The sequence below is a fragment of the Aeromonas sp. DNRA1 genome (genome assembly GCF_963888745.1).
GTDB classification, from domain to species: Bacteria; Pseudomonadota; Gammaproteobacteria; order Enterobacterales; family Aeromonadaceae; genus Aeromonas; species Aeromonas hydrophila.
Genome location: NZ_CAWPKQ010000019.1, coordinates 1 through 327 on the forward strand (window position 1 = coordinate 1; position 327 = coordinate 327).

Here is a 327-nt window from a genome sequence, read left to right on the forward strand (position 1 = left end):
CCGCCTTCGGTGATGGTCAGGCTGCCCAGTGCGTCCGCACTCGGGGCACCGTTGCCGGCCACAAACTTGGCCTCGTCGGCGCCGTCCACGTCGGTGACGCTCAGGGTGCCGGTCTCGGTCAGCGTCGGGTTGGCCTCGTCTTCGGTCACACCACCGGTGTCGCTGCCGGTGATCACCGCGGCATCGTTGACGCCAGTGATGGTGATGGTGACGGTGTGCTCGGTGCCGTCCACGGACTTGACCACAAAGGTCTCCACCTTGGTCTCGCCCTCGCCCAGGTACTGCACCTTGCTGTTGTCGACGTTGTAGGTCCAGGCACCGCCTTCG

Annotated in this window: 1 protein-coding gene; it reads right to left on the reverse strand. The window is 66.1% G+C overall.

Annotated elements, in window-relative coordinates; translation table 11 throughout:
- Window positions 1-327, reverse strand: a 327-nt coding sequence (locus AACQ43_RS22145; RefSeq protein WP_168968707.1) for a VCBS domain-containing protein, incomplete at both ends; no start/stop codon positions are given.